A 3,970-nucleotide genomic window follows, 5' to 3' on the forward strand; every position below is an offset into this window, starting at 1 on the left:
ATGCCGCTGAGGACACCGTGCTGCCTCGTCTGCTGGCCGCAGGGGGCGACGTCTCGCGCACCTTCGTATTGAGAACGGAGAGTGAATCAAGCAGCGAGAGACAACCCGTCGTTTCTCCAGCGCCGCTCTCGATTCCTGCCACGCAGGATGATCACATCGGACACGAGATCGAGAAAACGGCTGCGGAAGCCCCGCTTGATCCCGATTGCAGGGCGAAGGGGTCGCAGGAACAGGACGACGAACGTCTGTTTCGACTGAAGCGAGATTTCCAAAAGCTTGAGCGTGCCATCGCACAACTGAACTGCCAGGGTGAACAGATTGGACTGGTCGTGGTCGATCCGATCGACCGCTTCCTGAGCCCGCAGGACAAAAAACGGGACCGGGCCCACACCGTGACCAAGTTGGTCGATCTGGCGGCACGGTCCGGCGCGGCGATCCTGGTCGTTTCCAGCGCATCGCTCAAAGCAGGGGGGCGAAGTAACACTGTCCTGCATCAGGAACTCGTCAACTCGGCACGCGCTGTACTGACGGTCGCCCCCGACCTGGAAGACAGGAACCAGCGACTGCTGCTTCCTGTCAAACTGAACCTTTCGGCGATGCAACCTGCCCTGTCGTTTACGATCGAGCAGGGATCGTTGAACTGGTCGCCGGAACCGATCGCGCTCTCGAGTGACGATTACTTTCGGGAAGCAATATTGAAACAGAAAAATCCCCTTGTGCGTGAGGAAGTCTACGAGATCCAGCGTGTCACACGCTGGTTGAAGGACCAGTTGACGCCGGGCCGTGCATCGTCGATCTGGATCCGCTGCAACGCCGGTTACTACGACATCAGCTATTCCACACTCCGGCGGGCCTTCAAGATTCTGGGTTGCCGGGCGATTAGGGAAAGCAATCAGTGGTTCTGGCATTTGCCCGGCCAGGAACAATCGGCACCATCGGAAATACGGGAAGAGCCGCTCGAATCCCCCCAGGGTGAATTGACCGGGATCTTACGAGAATCAATGCCGAAATGGCTGCAGGACGAAAACGCCCGGCAGGCAGCAAAGATTCCCCCGCAAACAGGGATGAACGTTTTCTCTGACTACGGTGTCAGCAGTCCGATTGAAGAAGATGCTCATCAAGGTGCTCAACGTGCGCCGAACGGATCTTGGGACGACCGCTTCGTCGAGCAGGGGGGCTCCTGACGCCTCAACCGGGTACCGGAATCCGGCGAAATTCGCCTGCCTAGTCTACCGTCGCCTGTCGACTACCCCGCGAGGGGAAGGCCCCGTTCAGACTCATCCCTCCCTCACAGCGGGACGCGGGTGAGATCCGCGCCCAGAGGGGGACTGACGGTGAATTTGATCAGCACTTGAGCGAGAAATCCCCTGCCGACCGGGAAAAAAAACCGCAAATCGTTTGACGATTAATGTCACCCATGGATAACATTTCGCATCGCTAAATCCGATACTTACTGAAGTGGCTTATTTCCCGCACTGATACTGTGTAGCCGGTGTATGAACCTCCGTGACCTCGAACTCTTCTGCGAAGTGGCTAACCTGGGAAGTTTTTCCAAAGCCGCGAAGGTTCATGGAATTTCACAACCTGCCGCCAGCGAAACAGTTAAAGCGCTGGAAGAACGACTGGGGTGCGACCTGCTGAATCGCTCCATTCGGCCGCTTCAGTTGACTCCTGAAGGAAGGATTTATTTTGATGGGTGCCGGCAACTGCTTGACGGTTACCGGCGCCTGGAAGATCGAATCCTTCAGCAGCGTGACAAGGTGGTTGGGACTGTTCGAGTCGCATCCATCTATTCGGTCGGGTTGCTGCAGATGGATTGCTATGTGAAAGAGTTCGAGCGGCTTTACCCCGACGCGGCTCTGGATCTGCAATATCTGCATCCTGAACAGGTTCTTGACAGCGTTCTGAATGAAACTGTCGACCTGGGATTGATGTCGTTTGCCCAGCGACGGGCTGATTTGATTTATGAAACCTGGCAGGACCAGAAGATTGTTGCAGTCGTTGCGCCGCAACATCGGCTGGCCAAGCGGACCAGCATTCAGGCCGCAGAACTGGATGGAGAATCGCTGGTTGGATTCACGTCAGAACTTCGAATTCGACATGAAATTGACCGCTGGCTGAAACAGGCCAAGGTCTCGGTAAACCTGGTACATGCATTTGACAATATTGAAAACATCAAGCGTGCGGTCGAAGTCGGGTCCGGATTGGGACTGTTACCGATTCCGACAGTACGTCGCGAAATCGAATTTGGCTCACTGGTCGCCATCGAAATCGAAAACGTCGACTGGGTTCGCCGGCTGGACATTGTTTACCGCCGGTCAAAACCCTTCACGACGGCCATCACTCGATTTCTGGAATTACTGCATCAGGATCCAGAGACTTTCTCGCTATCAAATGAAACCAAGTTGAATTCCGACTCCAACCGTTCAGTCGACCTGAACAAGATTACGTCATCTTCAACGCTACCCCGTTAGAAAACATCGAAATGACCGAGACTCTCTTTCAACGTCAGCCAGAACTGTTCAATTCGGACGGTACACCAAAGGCATATGGACTTTACGATCCTGCGAACGAACATGATTCGTGCGGTGTTGGTTTTGTGGCCCACATTAAAGGCCAGCAGTCCCGCCAGATCGTTGACGACGCATTGCGGATGCTCAAGCACATGTCCCATCGTGGAGCATGCGGCTGCGAGACGAACACGGGTGACGGCGCCGGTATTCTGACCTCCATCCCACATGACTTCTTCGTCAAGTCTGTTCAGCGCGATCTGCAGAAGGCTCTTCCTGCATTCGGCTCTTACGGTGTCGGTCTGATCTTCCTGCCAACGGATGCCGATCAACGGAAGTCGGCCAAAGCGACCGTTGAGCAGCTGATTGCCGAACAGGGTCAGACGCTGATCGGGTGGCGTCACGTCCCCGTTGACCCGGATGGGGCAGACATCGGCCCATCCGCTCGCGCGGCCATGCCGCACTTCGAGCAATTGTTCGTGGCGTCGGCTCCCGGTCTGGACCAGGATGCGTTCGAACGACAGCTCTTCGTCATCCGCAAGCGAGCCAGCCACGCGATCCGGGAAGGCAACCTCGAGCAGGCACTGCAATTCTACGCCTGTTCCCTTTCGTCCCGCATCATGATCTACAAGGGAATGTTGACCCCCGAGCAGGTCGCTCCGTTCTTCGTTGACCTGCAGGATGCGGACTTCGTTTCGCACCTGGCGATGGTTCACAGCCGTTTCTCGACGAATACCTTCCCAAGCTGGGATCGTGCACATCCTCAGCGTTACATTGCTCACAACGGCGAGATCAACACCGTTCGCGGCAACGGAAACTGGATGTTTGCCCGTCAGGGGATGATGCAGAGTGCGCTGTTTGGCGACGACCTGCAGAAGCTTTTCCCACTGATCGAGCCTCACTGCTCGGACTCGGGTAACTTCGACAATGCGCTCGAAATGCTGGTCATGGCAGGACGGACGCTCCCCGAAGCCGTGATGATGATGGTGCCGGAAGCCTGGCAGAATCATGACACGATGCCCGAAGACAAGCGGGCCTTCTACGAGTACCACTCGGCCCTGCAGGAGCCGTGGGACGGTCCTGCGTCGATTTCGTTCACCGACGGTAACGTCATTGGCGCGACTCTCGACCGGAACGGTCTGCGTCCCAGCCGCTTCTACGTTACGCATGATGATCGCGTGATCATGGCCAGCGAAGTCGGTGTGCTCGATATCGACCCCGCGAATGTCAAGACAAAAGGACGTCTGCAGCCTGGCAAGATGTTTCTGGTCGATTTCAAGCAGGGGCGACTGATCCCTGACGAAGAACTGAAGAAGGACTACTCGAACCGGCGTCCTTACAACGAATGGCTCCGTCAGCAGCGACTTCTGCTGAACGAACTTCCCGTGGCAGAACCGCCGCAGCGGATGGTGGGCGATGAACTGCTGCAGCACATGCAGTCGTTCGGATATACCACTGAA

The 3,970-nt window shown here is 56.3% G+C and carries 2 protein-coding genes and 1 pseudogene; all 3 read left to right on the forward strand.

All coding sequences use genetic code 11. From position 1 onward, the window contains the following. The coding region (locus VGE80_RS16415) for a hypothetical protein (RefSeq protein WP_440593422.1) at window positions 1–1,184 on the forward strand (1,184 nt) is incomplete at its 5' end. Window positions 1,185–1,496: 312 nt separating this feature from the next. Beyond that, window positions 1,497–2,474 carry a LysR family transcriptional regulator gene (locus tag VGE80_RS16420; RefSeq protein WP_373652089.1) on the forward strand — a complete coding sequence of 326 codons (978 nt, stop codon included), beginning with the start codon at window positions 1,497–1,499 and terminating at the stop codon, window positions 2,472–2,474. A gap of 11 nt (window positions 2,475–2,485) precedes the next feature. Then, window positions 2,486–3,970 (forward strand): annotated as a pseudogene (locus VGE80_RS16425) (glutamate synthase subunit alpha); the annotation flags it as partial.

It is taken from the genome of Schlesneria sp., from assembly GCF_036405755.1.
In the GTDB taxonomy this organism is placed as follows: Bacteria; Planctomycetota; Planctomycetia; order Planctomycetales; family Planctomycetaceae; genus Schlesneria; species Schlesneria sphaerica.

Excerpts from the sequence above, each read along its gene's own strand:
- VGE80_RS16420 (WP_373652089.1), top strand. The coding sequence starts at position 1,497 with ATGAACCTCCGTGACCTCGAACTCTTCTGCGAAGTGGCTAACCTGGGA.